The sequence below is a fragment of the Thermococcus coalescens genome (assembly GCF_055392585.1).
On record NZ_AP043764.1, the window covers coordinates 798,242 to 822,850 of the forward strand.

Here is a 24,609-nt window from a genome sequence, read left to right on the forward strand (position 1 = left end):
TCACATCTTGGCGGAAGCACCGACCTTGACACGCGGGTCGAGGAATCCGTAGATCATGTCGGCAAGGACGACTCCGCTCAGGTAGAGCACCGTGAAGAAGTACGTCAGTCCTATGAGGAGGTTGGTCTCGTTCTGCTGGAGGGCAACCCAGTAGAGCCTGCCCATTCCCGGGTAGTTAAAGACGAGCTCACTGATGATTGCACCACCGAGTGATCCAAGGAGGGCGAAGATGATCATAGTAACTATCGGCGGAGCGGCGGCACGGAGAGCGTGACCGTAGATGATCTTGTGCTCGGGGACACCCTTAGCCCTCGCTGCCATGATGAAGTCCTCCTGGAGGGTTCCTATCATGATGTTCCTGGTCGTCCACGCCCAGCCACCGAAGACGACGAAGACGTAGGTGAACACCGGGAGGGCGAGCTTCCAAAGGACATCCTTGACGTGCTCCAATCCGGTGAGCTGCGGGTCAAACATTGAGCTGAGCGGGAACCAGCCGAGCTTGAATGCGAATATCAGGAGGAACATCATTCCAGTCCACCACATCGGCAGACTGTAGGTGAGCAGTGCGAAGATGGAGAGACCCCTGTCGAAGACACTGCCCGCGTGCCTCGCAGCCCTGACGCCAAGGAAGATACCCAATATGATGACTATTATCGTAGCCGTCGTGAAAAGCAGGATGCTCCTGGGAACTGCGACCTTGATGATATCGGCGACGTTGTTTGTACCGAAAATAGGCATGCTCGTCGTTCCGAAGTCCAACCGCAATGTACGCAAAGCCTTATTGTAAACTTTCTGCCAGTAGGGGATGTTCAGTTCATATTTCTCTTCGAGAGATGCCTGCTTTGCAGCCTTGGCCTGTTCAAAGGCCTCCAAACCCTGACTCTGCTTGATTTTAGCACCCTCAGTTCTTTCCCACAGCATCAATTCCTCGTACATCTTGGATCTGTTGCTCTGCTCGGCAACCTTAACGAACAGCGCCGAGATAATAAAGGTCACTATCAACAGGACGAGAATGGCGTTTAGAATCCTAAACACCAGGTACTTTAGATACCCCATTTTTCCACCCCCACGTAGGTTGCTCGTGTTTAATGTATCTTTTTCAGCATTGTAAAACTGACTTTATATATCTTACTGCATAGATGTGCACATTTTCATAGAAGTGCACCGCAGAACTCCACCAGGGATACCCGGATTGGGGGCAAAATTTCAAAAAAGAGGGGAAAGAACGAAACTACTTCACTTCTTCTTGGTGAAGTACCAGGCGGCCGCGGCGATGATGATTATCACCAGGCCGACAACGACGTAGGTGGTCGTGTTGCCTCCGCCTGCCGGTGTCGCGGTGGTCGTGGTCTCGCTCGGGCTCGGGCTGCTGGTGGTCTCGCTCGGGCTGCTGGTAGTGGGCGGCTGGGTGGTCGTGGTGGTCTTGGTTATATCGTCCCAGGTGAGGCCTGAGATCTTCAGCATGACCTTGGCGAGGTCGTCGACGTGCTCCTTGGTGAGGAGGTCGAGCCAGAGGACACCCTCAGCACCGCTGCTGAAGGAGTAGGTCTTGTCAATGCCGTAGTCCTTGCTCCTGGCTACGAGCTCGCCCATGGCCCAGTAGAGCTCCCACGGGAGGGTCGGGTAGAACACGTAGAATCCTGCCGTCATGTCGTCGGCGAGCGGGTGCTCGTAGGTACCGTAGACGACGTAGCCGTCGTTGGTCCACTGCCAGCCAAGGATGCTGGCGAGGGTTCCGGCGGTTCCACCGAGGCTCTCATCGTAGTACGGGTCGTCGGCACCGTCCTTGTAGGCCCAGGTGTAGAGGAACGCGATGTAGTACTTGAGGTCGTCGATGTTGCCCTTAACGCCGTTGTGCCACTCGCCGAAGTCACAGGTGACGGTAACCTTGACCTTAGCGGTCTTGCCAGCGTTCTTGGGGATCCAGCCCTGGGTCTGGTTGTAGATGACCGCATCGTCCGGAACGGTGAACTCACCGCGCTCAAGGTTCCACTTGCACCTGTACGGGGTGACGATACCGTCGAAGTTGGTGGTCGCACCGTAGTCCCTGATGAGGTTCCAGACACGGACGCTGTAAACGTCACTCAGACCACCGACCGGGTTGAAGGCGCTCATGAACATGGCACCGGTTGAGGCGAACTGGGCGATCTTGAGGTGCTTGTCCGGGGTCTCAGCGGTCATGATGCTCCAGCGCTGGCCGATACCGGTGCTGGCCTCCGGGGTGATCTTAACAACCCTCTGCTTGTTGGCCGGGTAGAACTCCCAGGTCTCGATGAGGAAGACCCTCTCGCTCTCAAGGATACCTATGAGCATGCTTATCTTCTGGAGGTCCCAGTACTGCTCCTTGGTGGTGATCTTGATCGGCTGTTCAGGAACAAGGTCGGGGTTGAGGTGCGGGGTGTTCTGAGCCTTCTCCTTGCTGATCTCGAAGTAGGTCAGCAGGTAGGTAAGCTCCTCCTCGGTCCACTTGAGCATCGGGCCGAGGCTGTCGGCGCTCTTGTAGTACTCGGCACCTATCTTCTGGAGTCCAGCGCTGACGTCTCCGTTGCCGAGGTACTTAAGGGCCTCCTCAACGGTGACGGTGTTGACGTGCTTGGGCTCAACGGCACCCGGAACGTATCCGTACCAGGCGGCGTAGAACCAGGCAGTGTAGTCGTCGATCCAGACGCTCGGAATACCGCTGGTACCCCATCCGCCGGTGTAGATGTTCCACTCGTAGTTGCTCGGCGGCTTGGCGAAGACGACCTGACCGGCCTTCTGCCTGTCCCAAAGGAGCCTGTCAACCTTGAAGCCAACCTTCTTCTCAAGGAGGTCGGCAACGTAGAGACCGATGTCCTTCCTCTCGTCCTCGATACGGATGATGAACTTGACGGTAACCGGCTGGCCATCGAAGTACCACATTCCGTTCTTCTTCTCAAGGGTGTGGCCGTACTTAGCAACCTCCTGGGCAGCCTTGTCCATGGCGCCGGCTATGATCTTAAGGGCGAGCTCCTCGTTGCCAGCACCGCTGAGGCCGAGGGCCTTGTAGACCGGCTCGAAGTACTTGTCGGCCGGGTGGCTCGGCCTGATGCAGCCAAGCATCGGAGCACCGCTACCCTGGTAGATGTTCTGAACGATGTAGTCCCTGCTGATGAGCCAGTTCATGGCAAACCTAACTTCCCGGATGGCGAAGGGGTTGAAGTAGACCTGGTCACCGACGGTGACGATCGGGGCGTCCTTGTCCGGGTCGTGGTAAGTGTTGAAGGTCAGCTCGTTGTAGGAGCTGGCACTCTTGTACAGGTTGAGGTTGGCAAGAACGTCCTCACCAAGACCCTGGTACTTTCCAGCCGGGAAGGAGAACATACCAAGGTCGTACTCACCCTTGGCGATCTGGAGGATAACGTTCTCAGGGTTCTGGACACCCTGGTACTCGATAACATCGGCATAGCCGTCCTTCGGGAGGGTGTCGGTGTAGATCTTCCTCGGGCCGGTGAACTTCTCAAGCTTGAGGTAGAGGTTCTCCGGGGAGTACATGACGAGCATGTACGGACCGTTGCTGATAACGAAGTGGCCGTACTTGAGGTACCACTGGAGGTCGGCCTTGAAGCGGGCCTTGGCCTCGTCGCTGTTCAGGGGTATGTCCTTGGGGGTGTAGTCAGCCGCGCTGACTGCATGGACGGCAAAAATACTAAACAACATCAAGCCCATAATAAACAATCCCAAAGCCTTCTTCATACTCCACTGCCTCCTTCACTTTTTGGCAATGTTGCCACATATGGTGTATAATGGCATGAAGATATACATTGAAAGCCTATTTAAGGGTTACGTTCTTGTAAAAGTAGTGGCTTTAAAAAAGCTCCCTACAGACTCCGAAAGATTTCATGACACCTATTTATCTTTCAATAATATTTTGCGTTGTCAACGATGCTTAAATTCGAAAAACAAACTGAAAAAAACCATCTAATGAGTTAAGAAGACCGTAGATAGTTGAGGAAAGCCGTAAAAATCGTTAGCATCCACTTTTTTGCTTCAAGTTGAGGAATTGTATGCAAAAAACTTAAAATGGAGTAGCATCCACTCCAGTGCGGGCGCTATGTACGACCTTGTCCTGAAAGGGAAATTCTTAAAGGGTAGGAAACTGATAGACGGGAGCATAGGGGTTCTTGACGGCAAAATTTCCCGAATATCTATCGGCGAATTAAAGGGAGAAGAAACGATTAAGATTGAAAGCGGAGGGGTTATTCTTCCGGGTCTCATGGATGTCCACGTCCATCTCAGGGACTTCCGGCAGCGTTCTAAAGAGACCATCCGAACCGGCACCATGGCGGCGCTCCACGGAGGCATAACGACGGTTTTTGACATGCCGAACACCGACCCGCCGGTACTCGACTCACAGACATTCAGGAGGAGGGAAGAAGCGTTCCGGGGCAGGGCATATACGGACTATGCGCTAAGTTTTCTCCTGAACGGCAACTGTGGCGAGGCAAAGAGTGTTAAGGCAGACTTCTACAAGATATTCATGGGAGCCTCGACGGGCGGCATCTTTTCGGGGGACTTCGAGGAGGACTACTCCTGCGCCCCGGGCGTTGTGAGCGTCCACGCGGAAGACCCCGAGGTAATCCAGCGGAAGCCGGAGCGACCGCCGGAGGCCGAGGTGAGAGCCATAAAAAGGGCTCTCAACGCCACGAAGAGGCTGAAAAAGCCCCTCAACGTCTGCCATGTCTCAACGGCCGAGGGGATAAAGGTGATACTTGAAGCCGGCCTGCCGTGGGTGAGCTTTGAGGTAACGCCCCACCACCTCTTCCTCACACAGAAGGACTACGAGAGAAACCCGCTCCTCAAGGTGTATCCCCCCCTGAGGAGCGAGGGCGACAGGAGGGCGCTCTGGGAGAACTTTTCGCGGATCCCGCTAATCGCGAGCGACCACGCGCCCCACACGCTTGAGGACAAGGAAAACGGCTCAGCCGGAATACCCGGTCTTGAGACAGAGGTAGCACTCCTTCTCGATGCCGTAAACAGGGGCATGCTGGAGCTCCGGGACATAGTGGAAAAGATGCACGGGAATCCAATTAGGATATTTGGAATAAGGAACAAAGGGCTGGAGGTCGGCAAGGACGCGGACTTTACCATCGTCGACCTCAAGAGGGAGTGGGTTGTCAAACCGGAGGAGTTCTACACGAAGGCCAAGTGGAGCCCGTGGGAGGGGCGAAAACTCAGGGGGAAGGTCGTGATGACGGTTCTGCGCGGCGAAATAGTTATGGAAGAGGACGAGGTAATCGGAAAGCCCCGGGGGGTTAGGATAAATGCTGGAGAGGGTTGAGCTCAGGGAAGTATGGGAAGTTGCTAAGAACGTTAAAGCCTTCCGCTTCGATAGGAGGCTAAAATTCACCGCAGGCCAGTTCATCATGGCCTGGCTTCCCGGCGTCGGGGAAAAGCCCTTCAGCCTGGCCTGGAAAGACCTCATAGTGGTCAAGCGCGTTGGCCCCTTTACGTCGAGGCTCTTCGAGCTTGAGGAGGGGGGCCACATCTGGATTCGCGGCCCCTACGGCAGGGGCTTCGAGCCTGAAGGGAAGAGGGTGGCCCTCGTTGGCGGGGGAGTAGGGATTCCACCGCTGTACGCATTCGCAAGGCAAAATAGAGGGAGATTCAAGCACGTCACGCTGATATACGGCGCCCGCTCAAAGGACGAGCTGGCACTGATGGACATCGAGAACTACGTGGACGAGGTTGTTATCACGACAGATGACGGCTCGGCCGGAAGAAAGGGCTTTCCCACGGAGGTTCTCGCCGAAAGAAAGGGCGAATTTGACGGGGTGTACGCCTGCGGCCCGGAGCCGATGCTGAAGGCAGTCCTTCGGGTTATGGACTACAAAAAGGTTCAGATTTCCGCGGAGCGCTACATGAAGTGCGGTATAGGCGTCTGCGGGAGCTGCAACCTCGGGAAGTACCTCGTCTGCAGGGATGGGCCGGTCTTCGACGGCCTCCAGCTGAGGGGACTGCTCTGACCAGTGAGCTTTTTAAACCCCTTTTCTCCGTTTCGGCCGGTGAGAGAATGAAGAGGATGAGCTGGGAGGAGTTCGCGAGGAGCATGGGTGTCGAGCCCCAGATCCTTGAGAACAGAGAGGCGAGACTGTTAAAGAAGTTCGTGATGGATTTAAAGTTCCCCACTCACTGTCAAGGCTGTCAGGGGCTGGATCTGAGCAACCCCAACCCCGTCCACCACCCGAGCTACGAGCTGACTCCAGCATGCAACCACGACTGCATATTCTGCTACTCGAACGTCGCGGTCAAGCTCGGGAAGGCCCCGAAGCCCGGCTACTACGGCTGGGACAGGCCTTACGCGATAACTGTGTCACAGTACGGGGAGCCCCTCATGAGCCCGCGCATAGTCGAGGTCAACAGGATGCTCAGGGAAAGGTTCCCGGGGGCGAGGCTCGACCTCCAGACGAACGGCTCCCTCCTGACCGAGGAGCTGTGGGGCAAGCTCGACTTTGACCTGGTGATGGTAAGCCTCGACGCGGCAAGCAGGGAGAAGCACCTGATGATAACCAACGCCGACACCTTTGAAAACGTCGTGAACGCGCTTAGAATAGTCGGTTCAGACAAAAGCGTCCGCTCGATCGTCAGGACGATATTCATGCCGGGCATCAATGACGGGGATATACCAAAGATAGCCAAGCTGGCCGCCTCGCTTGGTGTGGACGAGATGATGCTCCAGCCGCTTACAATCCACGAACTCAACGTCGAGAGGCTTAAGAAGACCGGCCTCGACTTCGAGCGGGCCGAAAGCGTGAGGGAGTATCTGAACGCCGCCAGAGAGGCCGGGAGGTACATAGACGTCCGCATAAGCGGCTGCCAGCTGGCGATATACAGGACGATGGACCCGCTCACGCTCTTCGGCGCGAGGCGCGTCGCGAGGGACGTTGCCCCCATAGTAAAGAGGAAGCGGGCGGAGATAGAAGAAACCTGCGACGGGGCGTTCAGGGCCAGCGTCGAGGGGCTAGATCTGGAAGAGCTCGCCTCAACTCTGAGCGCCCTCAGGGTTGGATACACGATGAAGAACGGCATCATCAGGTTCAGAGACGGCAACGCTGAGGTTGTGGTCTTTAAAAGCGGGAAGGTGCTGATAAAGGGCGTTGGGGAAGAGAAAGCGAGGGAGATTTACAGCAGATATTTCAAGGGCAGCTTGGATTAACCCATAGTCCTAACTACACAGCTCCACAGCCTCTTTGGAACGCTGAGAAGGGAAGCGTTAAATATTCCCTCACCCACTTTTTACAGCTGGGGATGGCGATGATACGTGAGATACTGGCCCTCGTGTTTCTGACGGCCTTTCTCTTCATCAACCTATCCCTGATGCTCATGCGGGTTTTCGGCAGCCTGGCCGGGATGACCTGGAGAAAGGTTCTCCGCCTCGACATTCCGAAGAACGAGAAGAAGGGCTGGGAAAGAGCTTTTACCCTTATCTGGCTGGCCATTGGCACATGGGCCGTTCTGAAACTCTGGGACTGGAGCCTAACCGGTCTGGCGGCGTCCATCTTCGGCTTCCTCGCCTTCAGGAGCGGGGCGAATATAGCGAGAACCCTCGTCTACGGCCTCCACGACCAGAAGGTCATCGAAGAGTACACCGAGGACAGCAGGCTTCTGGGGGCAGTGGGAACGGCCACAAAGCTCTCCCTGCTCTTGGAGACGGTGTTAGTGGTGGCCTTCGCCCTGGCATACAAGACCCTGTCGGTAACCCTGCGCCCAAACGGCATGAGCGCGAACGCCTTCATCCTCTCCCTGTGGCTCGCAGGACTTGCCTTCGGCGCACTCCTCGGCTGGTTTATCGCAAGGAACAACCGGGGAATACTCCTTCAGAATGCCATAGCAGTCGTCGGATTCTTCGCAACTAGAAAGGGTAAGAAAAAGACGATCGAGACAATAGGCAAGGCCAAAAACACGGCCGAAAAATTGAAGTTCAGGATACCAAGGCTGAGAAAATAACCTTTTTAAAATCCGCCTCTTTTCTCTCACCATGCTCAAGTGCTCACTCTGCACCCACGACGAGAGGACAGCAAAGATAGACATAATCGACGGCAGGCCAATCTGCAGGGAGTGCCAGGTTTATCTTAAGCATCCCGTCAATAGGGAAAAAATCCGCGCCGAACTTGAGGAGCTTATGAAGAACGTCGAGAGGGCAATCGTTGCCTACTCCGGCGGCAAGGACAGCACCGTTGCACTGTATCTGGCAAAAGAGGTCTACAAAGTGCCGGAACTGGAGGCGGTGATGGTCGACCACGGGCTTATGGCGAATGAGGCCATAGAAAACGCGGAGAGGATTGCCAGGGCACTTGACGTTCAATTCACGGTTCTGCGCTACGATTACTCTGACATTTTCCGCGAGGCTCTTCTCAAAGGGGACTCCCCCTGCAGGCGCTGTTCCAGGAGAACCCTGAAAAAGCTGCATAAATACGCCCTCAGAAACGGCTATAAGTACATCATCACCGGGCACGAGCTCCCCTTCGGCCACCACCCGTACAGGCCCATGAAAGGGGGGATCACTCAGATAAGGCTTCTCTCCATGATGACCGAGAGGGAGAGGCTGGAGATACTGGAGAGACTTCCCTTCGAATTCCCAAAGTTGCCGGGTTATACCACCAACTGCCTCGTCCTCGGGCCAGCGCTTGAGAGATACTGGGAAAAGCACGGCCACAGCTTCGAGCACAGGAGGATAGCGGCGCTCGTCAGATACGGTCTCATGGAGGGGGAGAAGGCGGAGAAGGAGCTGTCAAAACCCAGTGTTCCGGAGCTCCAGAGGAAGATTGTGATGCAACGTTTAGGTCTTGGATGAATCCTCGGCCTCAGCTACATTCACATTAGATCTGAGCACGAAAAAAGAGTTCCTAACATAGTGAATCGTCCGAGAGAAGCGTCAGTCCTATGCTCACCAGAACTATTGCAACCGAGGGGGAGAGCGGCCACCACCAGAGGGTGTAGATGGCGTTCTGGGTAAACGCTTCCGCCACAAAGGAGCCCCAGTTGACTCCGGGAATTATTCCAAACAGGCCGAGTATGGAGACAACGGCTATAATCTGAGCGAAGAGGAGCGTGGAGTACGAAAGGACGTACGGAATCACAGCCTTCATAATATGTCTGAGGATTATAGCCAGATCCCCCGCCCCCAGCGCCCTGGCAGACTCTATGTACTCCTGAACTTTCTCGTGCATGACTATGCCCCTAACGGCACTCGCAAACCTGCCGACGAGAAGCAGGGACAGTATGACCGCCAGTTCAGCCGTCCCCATCTCACGCTTTCCATAAAAGCCCGTTGAAGACAGCACGAATATAATCACTATCGCCAGGGGGAGGTAGGGGATAGAGTTCAGGGCCTCAAGCAGAACGGAGACGGCATCCCCTAACCGGCTCTCGTAATAGCCGGAACCGATACCCAGGAGAACACCGATCAGTATAACTAGAACCGTCGTCAAAAACGCCAGAACCAACGTGTTGACGGTCGAACCGACGAAGCCGACCCAGAGGTCTCTGCCCTTGTAGTCGGTACCGAGAACTCCGTAGGTGTCCCCTATCAGCTGCACCTCGACGCTGGAAGGGTAAACCTGAATGGTGTAGTTTCCCGGGAGGGGATTCCGGTTTTCATCCATAAAAAGCGCCTGGGTGGGGGTTATGAACGCAAGGTCCTCCCGTCTAAGGCCAAGCACCCGGAGGGCAAAGCGCCTCGCCTGGAGGACGAAGTCTATGTTCGAGTTCATGCTGGTTGTTCCGTTTATCTCGCCACTCAGCCGGACGACCTTCCCATCTGGACGGAATATCGTGACCGAAACCTCGCCGTTTCCCTGGAAAATCATGTTGACGGGAGCCTTCCCTGTTACAATGTACTCGGTCTGCCCCCTGAAATGAACCGACTTCGAAGAGTCACCCAGCCACAGGGGTTTGGCGCCCCTCGGATAGCTGACCCAGAACAGATAGTTGTCCCAGTTTCTGAGCTTGGTCTTATCGAGTGTGGCGTAGGAAACGGCCGTGAACAGGAAGAACGCCGCCAGCAGCAGTGCGCCCACTTTTCTCCTCCTCATCCCGTCCCCCTCGGCTCAAGTATTATGGAGAACACCTCAACCGCAATTGAGACCACAAAGTTCAGGAGAACGAGCAGTGTGACGATGAAGGAAAACGTCATCGCATAGAAAAACACGTTGTCGGGAGTTATGATGAGCGTCGAGGCCAGCAGTGTCCCAAGGCCGTTGAGCCTGAAGAGGTAGTCAACGACGAGAACAAGCGTTTGAATTTCAATGAAGTTCTGAAGCCAGATGTGCATGACCGGCACTATCGATGCCCTGATAACGTGCCTCTTAACGCTGCGTTCGGGCAGCCCCATGGCCCTCTTTGCTTCAACGTACGGCTGTCCGAACTCCTCCCTCATAACAACGGTTATGCCCTCCGCGAGGCCCCACGATGCCACGAGGAGCACCGAGAGAACGGGAAAGATAAAGTAAGTGAGCATCTCCCAACCGGAGCCTTTGAGGCCGTTGGCAAGCTCCGAGGGTATCGGGGAGTATATTATGAGCAGGAAGAAGAGGATAACGAAGAACCACACCGGGATTCCGTTGAAAGTCCTGGCCGCCATCTGAAGGGACGTGTAGAACCTCTCGCTTTTCACGGCCTTAAACGACAGGAGGAGCGCAAGGAGAACGACAGAGACATCCGCGAGAACGAGGAACAGGAGAGTCCGGTATATATGCCCCCACGTGGGGCGCACCATGCCGTAGAGAAAGCTCCGCGGGCCCTGTGATCCTGAGAGCCCAAGGATGTCCAGTACAGTTGCGGCCATGTACTCCAAACCCACCCGCAGGGAGGACTTGGCAAGCTCGGGATAGGTATTCGGGGCAATGTACCTGACGTAGTACTCAACTGGGTCCATGCCCAGCCTTTCTGCCGCGGCTATTACCTTTCCCGCGTTGGGGTTGTACTGGAAGAAACCAACCGCCTCGTAGTACGCCCTCTTCTCAACGACACCTTTTATGGCATACCCAAGCACAACTGCTACCAGCAGGGTTACTATCGCGTATCTGATTATTATACGCCTCAAGGACAAAGGGACACCCCCAAGGAGGCACGCACGGTTCTAACTCACAACGATGAAAATTGCCGACAACCTTTAAAAAGTTTTACTTTTAATTAAACCCCAGCAACAAGTCCCAAAAGGAGAGACTGCCAAAAGAAAAACGTCACTCAAGGTAAGCACGCAGAGCCCTGCGGGCGGCCTTTAGGACATCCCCGGGTGCCACTTTAAACCCCCCTCCCCTCGCGAGGACTTCGCTACCGCCCCCGCCACCACCCGTCTTTGAGAGAACTTCCCTGAGCAGTTCGTTCATCGAAACGCCCGCAACTTCCCTGTTCTTGGCGAATATCACGTAGTTCTCGCCGGCGACCAGAACAACAGTGCCGGGGTTCTTGTCAACGAGGTAAACAGCAAAAGCCTGGGCGTCCTTCATTGGAGCATCCTCGACGTACGATACCAGCTTTATCCCGTTGATTTCCTCTGCGTTGTCCAGGAGGGCCCTGGCCTTCCACCTCCAGAGCTCCCTCCTGAGGCCGTCCTTTTCCCCCTCAAGTCTTTCGATTTCGGCCTTGAGCTCCCCCACCCGCTCGACGAGGGGGCGGTTCTTGTTCGGCATCTCATCGAGACTCCGCCAGTAGTCTGCTATAAGCCCGTCCAAGTACCTTAAAGCCCTGTTTCCGCAGACGAACTCGACGCGCCAGAGCTTCCTGCTCTTTCTATAAAAGCGGACGACCTTTATGATGCCCACCTCTCCGGTACTTCTCACGTGCGTCCCGCCGCAGGGGATGACGTCAACTCCCGGAATGGAGACTATCCTTATGGGCGGCTTCACTTTGTCGGAGAGCCCCTTCCTGAGGTTTGCCCTCAGCTCCTCAGGGAGCTCCTCGTAGACCTCAACCTCGACCGGAAGATCAGACCAGACGATTTTGTTGGCGGTTTTCTCGACCTCGAAAACCATTTCCCACGTAAGCTCACCAGGATAGTCTATCTCTATCTTGTTGTACCCTTCGAATATCTGGAAGCCGGTCGTGTTGGCGTCGTAGAGGTTCTTGAAGACCGCCGAGAGGATGTGCTGACCGGTGTGCTGGCGCATGTTCTCGTAGCGCCACTCTGCATCGAGGATTAACCTCACAGGTTCTCCCGGCTCGGGGAGGCGTCCTTCAAGCTTCCCCGCGTGCCATATACCCTCCTTCCCCTCGACCTTTTCGACGGTTATCCTGAAGCCCTCACCGGCGATTATTCCCCTGTCGGAAGGCTGGCCACCGCCTTCTGGGTAGAAGATAGTCCTGTCGAGCAGGATTCTTACCCTCTTGTCCCTCTTCTCAACCCTCTCAATCCTCGCGCCGGCCTCCCAGAGGTAGGCGTTTTGATAGAACAGTCTTTCCGTCATGTCACCACCGGAAGAAAAAGGGAGGCTGGAAATAAAAGGGTTGTTGCTTACGAACCCTCCGCCTGGCTTCTGGCCTCGATAAGGGCCTTCACCCTCTTCAGCCTGAAGAAGTTCTCGCGCTCCATCTCGTCGAGGCGCTGCTTGATGAACTTCACCGTCGCCTCCATGCGCGGGATTATGATGTACTCAAGGGCATTAACGCGCCTCTTGGTGACCTCTATTTCCTTCGCGAGCCTCTTGAGGGTCTCCTCCACCTCAGCCAGGCGGATGGCCAGGTCAAGAACTTCCTCAAACTTCCCGGCGGCGAGGTCAACTTTGGCCGAGCTCGAGACGAGAGCGTAGCCACGCTCGTTCGTGCTCCTCTTGAAGGACTCCGCCTCGATGAGCGGAACTGGAACGCCCATTACGTTCCTCCGTCTTATCTCGACCTCCCTGTTGGGCTTCACTGAGAGGCCTATTTCCCTGAGGCGCAGGGTTCCGACGTCTATCTCCGCCGCCTGGAGGCTCGCAAAGGCCTCTGCCATCTTCCTGCCCAGCTCCTCACGGAGGCTCAGAGCCTCATCGTATATCGTGAAAAACTCCATGACCAGTGCATCTTGCTTGTCCTTCAGGAGCTTGTGGCCCTTCTTGGCTAACTTAATGCGCCTCTTGAGGTTCAGGAGCTCCATACGGGTGGGTTTGACGTTGAGCAGCTCTGCCATCTCGACCACCTAAGGGTTGAAGGGAGGTCAGTCCTCCCTCTTCCTGTACCTGGGGTGGTACTTTAGGATGTACTCCTTCCTGACACGCTTGAGCTCGCTCTCCGGAAGCTCCGCCAGGAGCTCCCAGCCGAGATCAAGGGTCTCTTCGATGCTCCTGTCCTCGTCATACCTCTGGGCGACGAATTCGCGCTCAAACCTGTCGGCGAACCTGAGGTACTTCCTGTCGGTCTCGCTGAGGGCTTCCTCACCGACGACCGCCACGAGGTCTCTCAGGGAGCGTCCCTCGGCGTAGGCCGCGTAGAGCTGCTGGCTGAGCTGCGGGTGGTCCTCCCTGGTCATTCCCTTACCGATACCGTCCTTCATCAGACGGCTGAGGGACGGGAGGACGTCGATGGGCGGGTAGATGCCCTTCCTGTGCAGCTCCCTGCTGAGGACTATCTGGCCCTCGGTGATGTAGCCGGTCAGGTCGGGAATCGGGTGGGTGATGTCATCGTCGGGCATCGTCAGAATTGGCACCTGCGTGATGGAACCCTTCCTGCCCCTGACCCTTCCTGCGCGCTCGTAGATGGTAGCTAGGTCGGTGTACATGTAACCCGGATAACCGCGCCTTCCGGGAACCTCCTCGCGGGCGGCTGAAATCTCACGGAGGGCCTCGGCGTAGTTGGTCATGTCCGTGAGGATAACCAGAACCTGCATGTCGTAGTCATAGGCGAGGTATTCAGCCACGGTGAGGGCCATACGCGGGGTGATAATGCGCTCGATGGCGGGGTCGTCTGCAAGGTTCAGGAAGAGCACGGCCCTCTCTATTGCACCGGTCTCCTCGAAGCTCTTCTTAAAGAAGTTGGCCTCTTCGTAGGTGATACCCATCGCCGCGAAGACGACGGCGAACTGCTCCTCCTCGCCGAGGACCTTCGCCTGCCTGGCTATCTGGGCCGCGAGCATGTTGTGGGGGAGACCTGAACCGCTGAATATGGGCAGCTTCTGACCGCGGATGAGGGTGTTCATTCCGTCTATCGCGCTCACACCGGTCTGGATGAAGTCCCTCGGGTAGGCCCTCGCGACCGGGTTGAGGGGAGCACCGTGGACGTCGCGCCTGTCCTCCGGGATTATATCCGGGCCTCCGTCGATCGGCTTCCCGATACCGTTGAAGACCCTGCCGAGCATGTCCATGCTGACTGGCACCTTGAGGGTCTCACCGGTGAAGCGAACGCGGGTGGTCTTTATGTCGAGATCCCTGGTGCCCTCGAAGACCTGGACGATTGCCATGTCCTGCCTGGCCTCAAGAACCTGCCCCTTCCTCTTCTCGCCGCTCTCGGTCTCTATCTCAACGACCTCGCCGTACGCCACACCCTTGACGCCCTGGACGATCATGAGCGGCCCGTAAATCTTGCTAACGGTTGAGTACTCCATTCCCGGCATCGGCATCACGCTCCGTACTTCTTAAAGAGCTCCTCAAACTGCTCGTTCGTCTCATCGATGAGCGCCGCGACCTTCTCTATCTCGGGCTCGAACTTCATACGGCCTATCTTCTCCCCGACCGGCAGCTTGGCTATCTCGTCGACGGGAACACCGCGGTCAACGGCCTCCATGGTCCTCTCGTAGAAGTTGAGGATGACCCTCATCATCGTTACCTGCTTCTTCGGTGGGCAGTAGGTGTCGACCTCGTCGAAGGCGTCCTGCTGGAGGTAGTCCTCACGTATCATCCTGGTGACTATGAGCACCGCCTTCTCCCTGTCCGGCAAAGCGTCGGGACCGACTATCCTGACTATTTCCTGCAGTTCCGCCTCCTTCTGGAGGAGCGCCATGGCCTGGTCGCGCATCTTCCTCCACTCGGGGTCAACGTTCTTGTGCCACCAGTCCTGGATGGCATCGAGGTAGAGCGAGTAGCTCCTGAGCCAGTTGATGGCCGGGAAGTGCCTCCTCCTCGCGAGGTCGGCATCAAGCGCCCAGAAGACCTTGACGACACGGAGGGTGTTCTGAACGACCGGCTCGCTGAAGTCTCCACCGGGCGGCGAGACGGCTCCAATGACGGAAACACTGCCTATCCTCTCGTCGCTTCCGAGGGTAACAACACGGCCCGCACGCTCGTAGAACTCAGCTATCTTGCTCGCGAGGTACGCCGGGTAACCCTCCTCACCGGGCATCTCCTCAAGACGGCCAGAAATCTCACGGAGCGCCTCCGCCCACCTGCTCGTTGAGTCAGCCATGAGGGCCACGTCGTATCCCATGTCCCTGAAGTACTCGGCGATGGTGATCCCGGTGTAGATTGACGCCTCACGGGCAGCAACAGGCATGTTCGAGGTGTTTGCTATGAGCACCGTCCTCTCCATGAGCGGCTTTCCTGTCTTCGGGTCCTTGAGCTTCGGGAACTCCTCAAGCACATCCGTCATCTCGTTACCGCGCTCGCCGCAGCCGATGTAGACGACGACCTGTGCGTCGCTCCACTTGGCGAGCTGGTGCTGGGTGACGGTCTTACCCGAACCGAACGGGCCGGGAATTGCCGCCGTTCCACCCTTGGCCTGGCTGAAGAAGGTGTCTATCGTCCTCTGGCCGGTGATGAGCGGAACCTCGGGCGGAAGCTTCCTCTTGTAGGGCCTCTTGACACGGACGGGCCAGCGGTGGTACATCTTGAGCTCCTCGATGCTGCCGTCGGGCCTCTTGACCTTGGCTATAACCTCTTCGACGGTGTAGTCGCCCTCTTCGACAATTTCAACTATCTCTCCCTCGACCCACGGGGGAACGAGAACCCTGTGCTCGATGATGCTGGTCTCGGGGACGACACCGAGGATGTCGCCGCCGGTGACCTTATCTCCAACCTTGACCTTCGGGGTGAAGTGCCACTTTTTGTCCCTCGGCAGGGCCGGGGCGGTGAGACCCCTCGCTATGAAGTCGCCGCTCAGTTCCCTGAGAACCTCAAGCGGCCTCTGAATACCGTCGTACATAGCGGTGAGCAGTCCGGGACCGAGCTCGACGCTCAGTGAAGCGCCGGTTCCTTCAACCGGCTCACCCGGTCTTATGCCCGCGGTCTCCTCATAGACCTGGATAACGGCCTTATCACCCTCAAGGCGGATGATTTCTCCTATCAGCCCCATTTCGCCGACGCGGACGACCTCGTACATCTTCGAGCCCTTCATTCCGTCGGCAACGACGAGCGGACCGGTAACGCGAATTATCCTTCCCATTTCCCTTCACCTCTTCAGCTCAACACCAATTGCCCTTCTAACTATCTCCTTGATCGCCTCTTCACCAAGCCTGGAGCCGGACTTGTCCGGCACCTGAAGGATGATTGGAAGGGTAACCTCCGGAAGTTCAACCTTCTGAACGAATCTCTCGGTTATCAGGATTATTCCTATGTCGTCCCTCTCGACGAGCTCCTTCAGCTTGTTCCGGAGCCTCTCCATATCAAGCGGGGTGTCGTCAAAGGAATAAACCTCATGGGCACCGGCCAGCCTGAAACCGAGCGCGGTGTCCTTGTCGCCAAGCACGGCTATCTTCATGCAACATCACCCGCGAGCTCCTTTATCCTCTCAGGGTGAACCCCGTCCTCGATGAGCTTCGCTATGGCCCTGAGCTTCCGCACTTCCCTCTCCTTCTGGAGGACGTAGCTGAGCGGTGCAGCGACGCTGAGCGGGTAGAACCTGTTGAGCTCGTTCATCCTCTCAAGGATGTGCCTCTCAAGGGCCTTTTCAAGGACGCTGAGATCCCTTTCGACGTCCTCCCTGACGTCCCTGATGACCTTTCCGTACTTGGTGGAATCGAGCTCAGCTAAAGCCATGCTCAGGTCGTCGACGTGGAGGAGCGGGTCGAGTTTTATGCTCCCCCCCGGAACTACCAGCGGTCTTATCTCCTCCGCGGTCATTCCGGCTGACTTCGCCCTGAGGACTGTAAGGATGTTGGTCCTATCGATCTTAAGCCTGACGAACTCCTCAAGGATGACGCGCTCATCGTCCTTCTTTGAGAGGGCATAGCGAAGGAGCTTTCCGTAGTGCATCCTGTAGAGCTCGGTTTCGAACTCCTGGAGCGATATCTCCCCGAGGAGCAGCCTCTGGTAGGGTTCCTCGTAGGGAGTGCCCTCAAGGATAACGAGTATCTCCTCCATGGTCTTTGCCTCTGCCATGGCCTTGACCTTGGGGAGCATTGGGCCTATCTCCATGACGTAGTCGCCCGCAACTTCGCCTGCGAACTTGGCCTTGACCACGCTGGCTATGTTTCTGACGTCCCACTCCTCAAGCATGAGCCTGAAGAACGGGTTAACCCTCTTCGGGAGGATCTTAATCATCAGCTCGTAGGTTCCGGCAAGGGCCTTTTCCAGGGCCCTCTCTATCTCCTCGATGGTGTAGGTCGAAACGTTGGTGAGGTAGTCCTTGTAGTCGGTGTCCTCCAGGCTGACGACGAAGTTCTGCAACGTTCTGCTCTCGGCTAGCTCGTTGAAGCGCTGCTCGGTGAGGAGCTTCGCCTCCATGGCCTTTATCCTTGCGTTGGGGTATGAATAGGGGGTGTACTTCCACACTATCCTGGCCGTCTTGTATCCCACCCACACGAATACTACAGCCAGCGTCGTGTTGAGGATCCCGCTTACGGCTCCTGCTTCCATTAACCTCACCCGAAGAGAGCCTTGGCTATCTCTGCCCTCAGTTCACCCTCAAACCTCTCTATCCTGGCCTCGAAGGTGTTGTCGACCCTAACAGAGCCGTCGGGGGCCTCAACGATGACGCCGCCTATGGTCGATACCGGCTCACCGAGGCTTATCTCAACGTCCCTTCCGAGCCTTGCCGCGACAGACTTCCTGAACTCCCCCAGCTTGCTCTCAAGCAGCTTCAAGGTCTTCTCGTTGGAGCGGACAAGGCAGGCCTCCCCGCCGAGCTCCTCAAGGGCCTTAACGGTGAGGTCGATGAGCATCGGGAAGTACTCCTCCTCGGAAAGCTCCGCGAGCCTTTCCCTGAGGGCGGTTATTACCTCCTGGATGAGCTCTTCCTGAACCTCAAGGCGCTTCTTTCTGACCTCAAGCCTTGCGTTGGCTATTATGCGCTGCTTTTCCGTTTCCGCCTGGGTCTGGGCCTTCCTGAGTATCCACTCAGCCCTCGCTTCGGCCCTCTTTCTCGCCTCTTCCTTAATCCTCTCCGCCTCCTTCTGGGCCTCGCTGAGTATGTACTGTATCTTCTGCTCCGCTTCCCTGTTTATCTCCTGAATGATCAGCTCTGCTCCATCCATCTTCCTTCCTCCTCGTTGCCATAAAGAAAGTTTGTGGGAGTCAGAAACCGACTCCGGTAACTATCATGATCAGAGCGCCGACGAGACCGAAGATTGCCATGGTCTCCGCCATAGCGGAGAATATGATTCCCTGGGTGAAGGTCTTCGGGTTCTTGGCAACCGCACCAATGCTGGCGCTGGCGATGATTCCCTGGGGTATTGCCGAGAGGCCGGTAAGGCCAACGGTCAATCCTGCACCGAGGAGGATGGCGCTTTTAACGATGTTGTCCATGTTGGTCGGGTCGGTGAACTTGAAGCCGCCACCGAGGATTCCGGAGACCATCAGGATGAGGAACAGGGTAATGAGGCCGTATATACTCTGGGTCATTGGCAGACCCTCAAGGATGAGGGCGTTCTTAAAGTTCCTCTCATCCTCGGCGACGACTCCGGCCGCTGCGGCACCGGCTATACCGACACCAAAGGCCGAAGCTGCTCCAGCTATTCCTGCGGCAAGGGCCGCACCGAGGGATACGTAAACTATCGGGTCCATCTTTCATGCACCTCCTTAAGCTTCAAACTCCAACTCGGATACTTCTCTTTTTGCCCTGAAGGGCCGGAAGGGTTTACCTTCACCTGAGTAGAACGTTCCGAAAAATTCAACGTACTGAAGACGGAGCGAGTGAACGAACGCTCCGAGGGCGTTGATGGCGACCGAAAACAGCTGGCCGCCGGCAAACAGTATGATTCCAATGACTATGCCTATGGGAACGGGGCCGATGCTTACGCCCCAGACCATCTGGGCGAGTATGTTGACGACCATCGCGATTCCCGCGGTCGCCAAAGCGAGTGCCATGAGCCTTGCGTAGCTGAGCCAGCTGCCCACGAAGCCGAAGAAGTCGGAGATGACCAGGAGAGCCGCCAGTGCACCGTTCTTGAGCTCGCTGAGTATGAACAGCACCAGACCAGCGCCGAAGAGCACCTTACCTGGCATGCTCAGCGCCGGATCCCTGCCCGCCAGGAACAGGAAGGTTATTCCAAGTATTATGAGCATCCACGAGAGCTGGTCGAGTACAGCATCCTTTATCTCGCCGTTCCTGAGCTTGACTATGAAGCCGACGGTGTAGCCGGTGAAGAGGTGGGCTATGCCTATGGCCAGAGCGAGCTGGAGCACCACGAGGGCATCCTGGAAGGTGTCCCAGACGCGAGGGACAGTGAATCCTGCAAGGTCAAGGGCGTTGCCGAAGTAGCTGCCGAAGATGACGCCCATCGCCATGGTGAAGAAGGAGCTTATCAGCAGGGTGTAGGCGAACTTGTAGGTGCCGTCGTTGAACTTCCTGTGCCCCTTGACGAGGAGCGCGGCTATTATCGCTATTATGAGACCGTACATAAAGTCAGTGAGCATGAAGCCGAAGAAGAAGGAATAGGTGAACGTTATTATCGGGGTGGGGTCTATCTCGTTGTACTTGGGAACGCCGTACATCTCGGTGAGCATCTCGAAGGGCCTGGCCCAGCGGGGGTTTTTGAGCTTTATTGGAATCTCATCGAGCTCCTCCTCGGTTGGCTCCCTGATGTTGATGTAGGCCGTGCCGTTGGTCACCCTCTTGATGCCGTCCAGAACCCCCGGAACGTCGCTCCTGGGAAGCCAGCCGGTCAAGGCGAAGGTCATGTTCGTTCTGGCGAGCATCGGCAGTACAGTTGACTTGTCGCGCTCGTTCTCCATAAGCTCTTGGTAGAAGACAACGTCCTCGTAGTACCTCTCCGCCAGCATCTCCGCGTCCTTCTTGGCGCTCTCAAGCTCTTCCTCCTTGGCGCGGAGCTTTTCCTCATAGACGGCTATGAGCTCCCTCGGCGTCCCCTCCCCCTCGGGAACCTCAAGCCTCTCAAGGGAGTACTTGGCCAGGATTGGGTTTGCCCTGTCGTAATCGGCCTTAAGGAAGACGAAGACCGCCAAAACCTTGTCCTTCAGTTCCTTTGAAACTATAACTGCCCTCTTCTCCGTGGCCTCTGTGACCTCATCAACAAGGGGCTTAAACCTGTTCCTGTCAACGGTTCCAACGACGATTTCGAGCATATCGGTTGATTTGAGGTAGGACACGTCGATGTTGAGAACCGAGAGAAGCTCCAGTATCGCTATGTCGCCCTTTATCCTCTCTATCTCCGTCTGGGTGGCGGTTATCTTGCCCTCAACGGCCTTTATCTCAGGCTCAACCGTGGACAGAAAGCGCTCAACGTCCTTTATGAGCCTCTCTATCCCCTCGTACCGGTACCTCTTTCTCTCCTTCTCCTTCGGGAATATGAACTCCTTGATGCCTCCTCCCGTGGACTTTCTGTAGGCCTTAAGAAAGTCAGCGAGCCTCGAAATGGTTATGCTGTACGAAGCGGCCTTTCTGTGGTACTCGTTTGGGGAGTCCTTCTGTGCAATCGTGACGTCGAGCTCCCTTATCTCCACCACACCGTTCTCGTGGAGGTACGTCAGAAGACTGTCCTTGTACCGGTTAAGGGTGATGACCTCTATCCTGACCATCTCTTCAGGCTTGAACATCTCAGCTCCCTCTCACGAGCGCTATTCCCGCGGAGATGGCCTTCTCGAAGTTGTTGGTGGCTTTGACCTTGAGCTCCTCAATCTCGGAATCTCCCGCCTCAAGTATCTTCTTCGCTTCCTCCTCCCCCTCAAGGCGGGCTTTTTCAATGAGGGATTCGGCGTTCTTTTCGGCCTCCTCAACTATGCTCCTTTCGAGAAGTTTGGCCTCCTCACGGGCCTTGAGGACTATCTCCCTGGCTTCCTCCTTGGCCCTCTCGATCCTCTCTTCAGCCTGTTTCTCCGCGTCAACAATCTGCTTGATGACGTCCTCCATGATTAGCCCCCCAATGACACCGAAAACAGGTGATCCTCACGCCACCTTTGGCTTCCCTAATCGGTTTAAATAGTTTTTGGCCTGTGAACCGTGGATATGACGAGGAAGGAACAAAAATGAACACGAAAGTTGAAAAAAATGTCATATTAACTTTCATTGTTGGGTTTTTTCTTCTCCAAAAGCCTCTTCACGTCGTCGAGAACACTATTCTTGGCGAAGATTATGACCTGTCCCCTCTCCGGAAGCTTGGTATCGCCCGATGGGATTAGCAGGTTGCCCTTGTCGTCGTAAACCGCCACCATGAGCGCGTCCCTCGGCAGCTTCAGATCCTTGACCAGCTTGCCCGCTATCTCGCTGTCCCCGTTGATGTTGAAGCGAACTATCTCAGCGCCTTCCTTCGGGAACAAAACGCGGTCGAAGCCCGGCGTGACTATGTTCCTGCTGATGTACTCGGCGGCTATTTCCTCTGGTGAGATCACGAAGTCGAAGTACCGCTTGAGGTCGGTGACCTCCTCGAATATGCGCCTGTTCTGAGGGTTGCTTATCCTGAGCGACGTCTTGATCTTCGGGTTGAGGTGCTTCGCCAGTATGCAGGCAAGCAGATTGGCGTCGTCCTTGCCCGTTAAGGCTGCAAAGGCATCCGCCTGCTTTATGTTGGCCTCTTCCAGCGTTTTCGGGTCGGTCGCATCGCCCTCGATGACCAGACCATTGATGAGGAGGGAGAGCTCCTTGGCGCGCTCCTTGTCCATCTCTATTATGGTTACGTCGTGTCCCTCCTCCTCAAGCATCTTGGCGACCAGGAAGCCGACCCTTCCGGCACCCATTATCACGACGAACATCAGTCCTCACCGAGGAGGTATTTGGCTATTTCAGCGTAGGCCGGTCTGGTTATCAGGATTCCGATGAGCACTCCGAGTATCGTCGTGAAGGCGAAGCCCTTGAGCGTTCCGACGAAGTAGACCAGCAGGAAGCTCATGGCCGCTATCGTCGTTGCCGCCGAGGCGAAGATGACGAAGAACGCCCTCCCCATTCTCTTGAGCATGCTTGAGCGCCTGCTTATCCTGGTGGTTTTCTCTCCCCCGAGGAGCTCGTCGGTTATGACTATCTGCTGGTCGACACCAGTACCTATGGCCGCGATAATACCGGCGATACTGGGCAGGTCGAGGTTCCACTTGATCAGCGCCGCGAAGCCCAGGATGATTATCGCCTCAAAGAGGCTGGTAGAGGCGACCGGTATGGCTATCCTCCACTTCCTGTAGTGGAAGTAGACGATGAGGAGCACCGCTATGAGGGCGCCTATTCCGGCGTAGAGGGCCTGATTCTTGAAGCCCTCACCGAGCCTCGGGGATATGAACTCCATTCCCACGACGCTGAGCTTGACGGGAAGCGAACCGCTCTTAAGAACGGTGTATATGGTGCTCGCCTCCTGCTCGGCCGTGAGCCTGTCGGGGGCGCTTCCGGTTATCTGAACGTCCTGTTGTGGCTGTCCAACGGTCAAGCCCTCGCCGAGGGAGTACGGGCCGTAGAGGCCAAGAACCCTGACTATGAGCGCGTGGTCGCTCTCACCCTGGGCCCTCGGAACGTACCTTACCGTGAGGTTCATTCCCTCAAGCTGGGTCTGAAGCTCCTGCGGGACGTCAACGAGAACGATCTTGTCCTTGCCCTGGGCAAGCTTGGCTATCTCGTCGGCGCTCTGGTTGGCGTAGGCGACGACGCTTATGTTGAAGGCCTTGGTGACCCTCTCCAGAAGCGTCGGTGCCTCCGGGGCCTCGGCGTTGAACTCCGAGCTGTTCATAGCCTTGTAAACGCTCTCAGGAACGACCATCAGGGAGTTGACCGGTGGGTCAAGGAACATGTCAACTGGCCAGCCCTTCTTGCCGTAGGCGAGCTCGGCGAACTTCTCGGCGGCGGCCTTGGAGATCCTGAATGGAACACTCCAGCTGTTGTCGGGATTTATCTTGTAGATGCCAACGTACTCAACGTCGTTGCCAGTTCCAAAGATCGTACCCGTGAACTCCATGTAGAAGACACCCTGGCTTTCGATGACGCTCTTTATCTGATTCGCCTCCTCCGGGGAGGTAACGTTGGCAACTTTAATGAGGACTATCTGGTCTCCCTGGGCCTCAACGGTTATGTCCCTAAGACCGAGGGTGTTAAGCCTCTTCTGCAGTGAATCAACGACGAGCTGCATGGTCTTTGTGTCGACGGGATGTTCTGTCTGGGCAACGAGTGCAACACCGCCGCTTATGTCAATACCAAACGTAAGAGGCTTGAGGGCAAGGGTCGCTATCGAGCCGATGAGGAAGAGCGTGAGCAGGATTATCCTCCAGTTCAGGAGGAGCTTTTTGGTTCTTCTCTTCATGCTTTACCACCCCTGACAGCTTCCCTGGTGAGGTACCACTTGAGCACGCCCGCGTTGAGAATCCACGTGTTCATGAAGTCGGCGAGCAGACCGAAGATGAGGACTATGGCGATGTTGTCTATGGTCTGTGAGGTCGAGATTATCCAGAGGATCAGCAGGGCACCGAGCGTCGTGGTGCTCATGGTGAAGCCCGTCGAAACGGCCGAGAGGTAGGCTTTGTCTATTGAGTCCTCCTTTCTCCTGAGAAGCTTGGTCGTCAGGAGTATGTTGCTGTCGACTGTGTAACCTATGAGCATGAGCAGTGCCGCTATCGTGGCGGTGGTGAGCTCGATTCCGAAGATGCCCATCAGGGCAACGGCTATCGTCATGTCCGAGAGTGCGGAGAATATTATCGTGAGGGACGGCACCAGGTTCCTGAAGAACAGGAAGACCACGACAGCCATGGCGAGGAATGCAAACACCAGCGCCCTTATTCCCTGCTGCTGGGCTATCTCTCCAAAGGTCGGCTGCACCTCACTGTGAGTGTATTCAGCGTCCGGGTATCTCTCCTTCATGACGTCGATTATTTTGAGCGGGTCGGTGCCTGTGGGAGCGTACACCCTGACACCGCTGGTTTCGACACCGGTGAAGCTCTCGACCCTAACCTCCACGCCGATTTTATCGCCTATGTACTTGGCCAGTTCATCGGGATTCGCGTTAACTCCGTAGGCGGTAACCACGACACCGCCCCTGAGGTCTATCCCCAGCGTTGGAAAGTTGACCGCGAGAAGCATCAGGGCTATCACGAAGACCGCGAGCGGGTACATTATCATCTTCCTGTATTCCATCCTTGCGAGGAAGCTCAGCTTTTCCCGTTTCTTCGCCCTCACGGCATCCCCTGCCGTGGGCTTTGCCTTTGATTTAGGCTTCGACATACCTTCACCCCTTCGTGAGTTTTAGTAAACTTGTCGTTAGTTGGAGGTATGAGTTTTAAAATTAGTGGTTCACGCCTAAAAAAGGTCACCGGTGAGCAGGATTAAACTGGGCGCAGAAGGGGCTTAATCCATGAAAGAGCCTTCAAATCGGAATTGTGGAGA

At 56.1% G+C, this 24,609-nt stretch carries 21 protein-coding genes and 1 pseudogene; 5 read left to right on the forward strand and 17 right to left on the reverse strand.

Going from position 1 to position 24,609, the window contains the following annotated elements:
- Nucleotides 1-1,056, reverse strand: a complete 1,056-nt coding sequence (locus ACZ5M3_RS04560) for an ABC transporter permease (protein ID WP_464840473.1) — start codon at nucleotides 1,054-1,056, stop codon at nucleotides 1-3.
- 180 nt (nucleotides 1,057-1,236) lie between these two features.
- Nucleotides 1,237-3,678, reverse strand: coding sequence for an ABC transporter substrate-binding protein (locus ACZ5M3_RS04565; RefSeq protein WP_464840474.1), 2,442 nt, complete (start codon nucleotides 3,676-3,678; stop codon nucleotides 1,237-1,239).
- A 394-nt stretch (nucleotides 3,679-4,072) separates the two neighbouring features.
- On the opposite strand from ACZ5M3_RS04565, the gene ACZ5M3_RS04570 reads away from it, so the two are divergent.
- The 5 genes and pseudogenes from ACZ5M3_RS04570 to ACZ5M3_RS04590 all read left to right on the forward strand — a co-directional run bounded on the left by ACZ5M3_RS04570 (nucleotide 4,073) and on the right by ACZ5M3_RS04590 (nucleotide 8,812).
- Complete coding sequence (locus ACZ5M3_RS04570) at nucleotides 4,073-5,299, forward strand: dihydroorotase (RefSeq protein ID WP_464840475.1); 1,227 nt, start codon at nucleotides 4,073-4,075, stop codon at nucleotides 5,297-5,299.
- Entirely contained in the window at nucleotides 5,283-5,984 is a 702-nt protein-coding gene (locus tag ACZ5M3_RS04575; RefSeq protein ID WP_464840476.1) for a dihydroorotate dehydrogenase electron transfer subunit, read from the forward strand. The genes ACZ5M3_RS04570 and ACZ5M3_RS04575 overlap by 17 nt, the downstream gene beginning before the upstream one ends.
- Before the next feature lie 47 nt (nucleotides 5,985-6,031).
- Nucleotides 6,032-6,928, forward strand: a pseudogene (locus ACZ5M3_RS04580) (radical SAM protein); the annotation flags it as partial.
- 338 nt (nucleotides 6,929-7,266) lie between these two features.
- Nucleotides 7,267-7,965, forward strand: a complete 699-nt coding sequence (locus ACZ5M3_RS04585) for a hypothetical protein (protein WP_464840477.1) — start codon at nucleotides 7,267-7,269, stop codon at nucleotides 7,963-7,965.
- Nucleotides 7,966-7,996: 31 nt separating this feature from the next.
- Nucleotides 7,997-8,812: a 7-cyano-7-deazaguanine synthase gene (locus ACZ5M3_RS04590; RefSeq protein ID WP_464840478.1), complete on the forward strand. Its 816-nt coding sequence runs from the start codon at nucleotides 7,997-7,999 to the stop codon at nucleotides 8,810-8,812.
- A 52-nt stretch (nucleotides 8,813-8,864) separates the two neighbouring features.
- Here ACZ5M3_RS04590 and ACZ5M3_RS04595 read toward each other — a convergent pair whose 3' ends face one another.
- The 15 genes from ACZ5M3_RS04595 to ACZ5M3_RS04665 all read right to left on the reverse strand — a co-directional run bounded on the left by ACZ5M3_RS04595 (nucleotide 8,865) and on the right by ACZ5M3_RS04665 (nucleotide 24,447).
- Entirely contained in the window at nucleotides 8,865-10,052 is a 1,188-nt protein-coding gene (locus tag ACZ5M3_RS04595) for an ABC transporter permease (RefSeq protein ID WP_464840479.1), read from the reverse strand.
- Nucleotides 10,049-11,068: an ABC transporter permease subunit gene (locus tag ACZ5M3_RS04600; protein WP_464840480.1), complete on the reverse strand. Its 1,020-nt coding sequence runs from the start codon at nucleotides 11,066-11,068 to the stop codon at nucleotides 10,049-10,051. The genes ACZ5M3_RS04595 and ACZ5M3_RS04600 overlap by 4 nt, the downstream gene beginning before the upstream one ends.
- Before the next feature lie 133 nt (nucleotides 11,069-11,201).
- The gene (locus ACZ5M3_RS04605) at nucleotides 11,202-12,425 is read right to left on the reverse strand and encodes an alanyl-tRNA editing protein (protein ID WP_464840481.1); all 1,224 of its coding nucleotides are present in this window, start codon (nucleotides 12,423-12,425) and stop codon (nucleotides 11,202-11,204) included.
- Between the two features lie 47 nt (nucleotides 12,426-12,472).
- Nucleotides 12,473-13,126: a V-type ATP synthase subunit D gene (locus tag ACZ5M3_RS04610; RefSeq protein ID WP_464840482.1), complete on the reverse strand. Its 654-nt coding sequence runs from the start codon at nucleotides 13,124-13,126 to the stop codon at nucleotides 12,473-12,475.
- A gap of 27 nt (nucleotides 13,127-13,153) precedes the next feature.
- A complete protein-coding gene (locus ACZ5M3_RS04615) occupies nucleotides 13,154-14,545 on the reverse strand; it encodes an ATP synthase subunit B (protein ID WP_464840483.1) in 1,392 nt (463 codons plus the stop codon).
- A 5-nt stretch (nucleotides 14,546-14,550) separates the two neighbouring features.
- Nucleotides 14,551-16,308, reverse strand: coding sequence for an ATP synthase subunit A (locus tag ACZ5M3_RS04620; RefSeq protein WP_464840484.1), 1,758 nt, complete (start codon nucleotides 16,306-16,308; stop codon nucleotides 14,551-14,553).
- A 6-nt stretch (nucleotides 16,309-16,314) separates the two neighbouring features.
- Complete coding sequence (locus tag ACZ5M3_RS04625) at nucleotides 16,315-16,623, reverse strand: V-type ATP synthase subunit F (RefSeq protein WP_464840485.1); 309 nt, start codon at nucleotides 16,621-16,623, stop codon at nucleotides 16,315-16,317.
- A complete protein-coding gene (locus ACZ5M3_RS04630; protein ID WP_464840486.1) occupies nucleotides 16,620-17,720 on the reverse strand; it encodes a V-type ATP synthase subunit C in 1,101 nt (366 codons plus the stop codon). Before ACZ5M3_RS04630 ends, ACZ5M3_RS04625 begins: the two co-directional genes overlap by 4 nt.
- 5 nt (nucleotides 17,721-17,725) lie before the next feature.
- Nucleotides 17,726-18,337: a V-type ATP synthase subunit E gene (locus tag ACZ5M3_RS04635; protein ID WP_464840487.1), complete on the reverse strand. Its 612-nt coding sequence runs from the start codon at nucleotides 18,335-18,337 to the stop codon at nucleotides 17,726-17,728.
- A 40-nt stretch (nucleotides 18,338-18,377) separates the two neighbouring features.
- Complete coding sequence (locus ACZ5M3_RS04640) at nucleotides 18,378-18,866, reverse strand: V-type ATP synthase subunit K (RefSeq protein WP_088181426.1); 489 nt, start codon at nucleotides 18,864-18,866, stop codon at nucleotides 18,378-18,380.
- Between the two features lie 15 nt (nucleotides 18,867-18,881).
- The gene (locus tag ACZ5M3_RS04645; protein ID WP_464840488.1) at nucleotides 18,882-20,858 is read right to left on the reverse strand and encodes a V-type ATP synthase subunit I; all 1,977 of its coding nucleotides are present in this window, start codon (nucleotides 20,856-20,858) and stop codon (nucleotides 18,882-18,884) included.
- 1 nt (nucleotide 20,859) lies between these two features.
- Nucleotides 20,860-21,171 carry a V-type ATP synthase subunit H gene (locus ACZ5M3_RS04650; protein WP_464840489.1) on the reverse strand — a complete coding sequence of 104 codons (312 nt, stop codon included), beginning with the start codon at nucleotides 21,169-21,171 and terminating at the stop codon, nucleotides 20,860-20,862.
- A 146-nt stretch (nucleotides 21,172-21,317) separates the two neighbouring features.
- Nucleotides 21,318-22,010: a potassium channel family protein gene (locus ACZ5M3_RS04655; RefSeq protein ID WP_464840490.1), complete on the reverse strand. Its 693-nt coding sequence runs from the start codon at nucleotides 22,008-22,010 to the stop codon at nucleotides 21,318-21,320.
- Nucleotides 22,010-23,533 (reverse strand): preprotein translocase subunit SecD, encoded by a 1,524-nt coding sequence (locus tag ACZ5M3_RS04660; protein ID WP_464840491.1) that lies wholly within the window; start codon nucleotides 23,531-23,533, stop codon nucleotides 22,010-22,012. Before ACZ5M3_RS04660 ends, ACZ5M3_RS04655 begins: the two co-directional genes overlap by 1 nt.
- Nucleotides 23,530-24,447, reverse strand: a complete 918-nt coding sequence (locus tag ACZ5M3_RS04665; protein ID WP_464840492.1) for a protein translocase subunit SecF — start codon at nucleotides 24,445-24,447, stop codon at nucleotides 23,530-23,532. Before ACZ5M3_RS04665 ends, ACZ5M3_RS04660 begins: the two co-directional genes overlap by 4 nt.
- Nucleotides 24,448-24,609 lie beyond the last annotated feature (162 nt).

What these genes read in the sequence shown, in the direction of transcription:
- ACZ5M3_RS04560 (WP_464840473.1), bottom strand. Translation starts at nt 1,056, where the DNA reads ATGGGGTATCTAAAGTACCTGGTGTTTAGGATTCTAAACGCCATTCTC.
- ACZ5M3_RS04565 (WP_464840474.1), bottom strand. Translation starts at nt 3,678, where the DNA reads ATGTTGTTTAGTATTTTTGCCGTCCATGCAGTCAGCGCGGCTGACTAC.
- ACZ5M3_RS04570 (WP_464840475.1), top strand. Translation starts at nt 4,073, where the DNA reads ATGTACGACCTTGTCCTGAAAGGGAAATTCTTAAAGGGTAGGAAACTG.
- ACZ5M3_RS04575 (WP_464840476.1), top strand. Translation starts at nt 5,283, where the DNA reads ATGCTGGAGAGGGTTGAGCTCAGGGAAGTATGGGAAGTTGCTAAGAAC.
- ACZ5M3_RS04585 (WP_464840477.1), top strand. Translation starts at nt 7,267, where the DNA reads ATGGCGATGATACGTGAGATACTGGCCCTCGTGTTTCTGACGGCCTTT.
- ACZ5M3_RS04590 (WP_464840478.1), top strand. Translation starts at nt 7,997, where the DNA reads ATGCTCAAGTGCTCACTCTGCACCCACGACGAGAGGACAGCAAAGATA.
- ACZ5M3_RS04595 (WP_464840479.1), bottom strand. Translation starts at nt 10,052, where the DNA reads ATGAGGAGGAGAAAAGTGGGCGCACTGCTGCTGGCGGCGTTCTTCCTG.
- ACZ5M3_RS04605 (WP_464840481.1), bottom strand. Translation starts at nt 12,425, where the DNA reads ATGACGGAAAGACTGTTCTATCAAAACGCCTACCTCTGGGAGGCCGGC.
- ACZ5M3_RS04610 (WP_464840482.1), bottom strand. Translation starts at nt 13,126, where the DNA reads ATGGCAGAGCTGCTCAACGTCAAACCCACCCGTATGGAGCTCCTGAAC.
- ACZ5M3_RS04615 (WP_464840483.1), bottom strand. Translation starts at nt 14,545, where the DNA reads ATGCCGGGAATGGAGTACTCAACCGTTAGCAAGATTTACGGGCCGCTC.
- ACZ5M3_RS04620 (WP_464840484.1), bottom strand. Translation starts at nt 16,308, where the DNA reads ATGGGAAGGATAATTCGCGTTACCGGTCCGCTCGTCGTTGCCGACGGA.
- ACZ5M3_RS04625 (WP_464840485.1), bottom strand. Translation starts at nt 16,623, where the DNA reads ATGAAGATAGCCGTGCTTGGCGACAAGGACACCGCGCTCGGTTTCAGG.
- ACZ5M3_RS04630 (WP_464840486.1), bottom strand. Translation starts at nt 17,720, where the DNA reads ATGGAAGCAGGAGCCGTAAGCGGGATCCTCAACACGACGCTGGCTGTA.
- ACZ5M3_RS04635 (WP_464840487.1), bottom strand. Translation starts at nt 18,337, where the DNA reads ATGGATGGAGCAGAGCTGATCATTCAGGAGATAAACAGGGAAGCGGAG.
- ACZ5M3_RS04640 (WP_088181426.1), bottom strand. Translation starts at nt 18,866, where the DNA reads ATGGACCCGATAGTTTACGTATCCCTCGGTGCGGCCCTTGCCGCAGGA.
- ACZ5M3_RS04645 (WP_464840488.1), bottom strand. Translation starts at nt 20,858, where the DNA reads ATGTTCAAGCCTGAAGAGATGGTCAGGATAGAGGTCATCACCCTTAAC.
- ACZ5M3_RS04650 (WP_464840489.1), bottom strand. Translation starts at nt 21,171, where the DNA reads ATGGAGGACGTCATCAAGCAGATTGTTGACGCGGAGAAACAGGCTGAA.
- ACZ5M3_RS04655 (WP_464840490.1), bottom strand. Translation starts at nt 22,010, where the DNA reads ATGTTCGTCGTGATAATGGGTGCCGGAAGGGTCGGCTTCCTGGTCGCC.
- ACZ5M3_RS04660 (WP_464840491.1), bottom strand. Translation starts at nt 23,533, where the DNA reads ATGAAGAGAAGAACCAAAAAGCTCCTCCTGAACTGGAGGATAATCCTG.
- ACZ5M3_RS04665 (WP_464840492.1), bottom strand. Translation starts at nt 24,447, where the DNA reads ATGTCGAAGCCTAAATCAAAGGCAAAGCCCACGGCAGGGGATGCCGTG.